General features: G+C 34.0%; 1 protein-coding gene. It reads right to left on the reverse strand.

Going from position 1 to position 742, the window contains the following annotated elements; translation table 11 throughout:
* Window positions 1-150 precede the first annotated feature (150 nt).
* The coding region (locus tag KTQ83_RS11900) for a transposase (protein ID WP_217256957.1) at window positions 151-742 on the reverse strand (592 nt) is incomplete at its 5' end.

Below are 742 nucleotides of genomic sequence, written 5' to 3' on the forward strand. Positions count from 1 at the left end.
TAATCTGAAAATAAAATTTATAAAAACAAGAAGTTAGAAGTACAAAAGGGTGCAAAACCCCTTTCCCCAAATATAAAGATTATTGTGTTGCTATAATATTGGCATTTTGCTGAATCATTAGTGTTAATTCTTCAACTGTAAGTCCAATATCTAGTAGTTGTTTAATATCTGATTTACGTATTTAATTCTTTGTTCAACTGGCGTTTCAACTTCTGCTAAATCTGCAGGATTCCAGATTTCTCCTGTAAGAAGCATATGATATGCGGCTGCAAGTATTTTTCTGGCAATCGCAATAAAAGCACATTTCTTTCCGCGACGTTTTGAAATTTTATTAAATTTGTTGGCGTAGTAAGGATGGTTTTTATCCTTGACTGCTGCATGTGTAACTTCAACCAAACATGGTTTAAGATATACTCCGGCTCTGGAAATGCGTACAGATTTTTTCTTTCCTGCTGACTGGTTACTTGATGAAGTTAAACCTGCCCAGGAAGTTAATCGTCTTGTAGAAGTAAATTGATTCATATCTACACCGATTTCAGAAAGAATTGTGATGGCAGAGTTTATGGAAACACCAGGTATCTGACACAGAAATGAAATATAGTCTTCGTATGGCTCAATCATTAAATCAATAAGTTTATCAAGTCTTTGGATATTGGATGATAATTGTTTGATGTGGTCATTTACAAGTTTTATACGAGATTTCTGGACTGGTGTTAAATCCGTTCCATTAATTGAGTCAAGA

Origin of the sequence: Holdemanella porci, from assembly GCF_019052655.1 — a bacterium.
In the GTDB taxonomy this organism is placed as follows: Bacteria; Bacillota_I; Bacilli_A; order Erysipelotrichales; family Erysipelotrichaceae; genus Holdemanella; species Holdemanella hominis.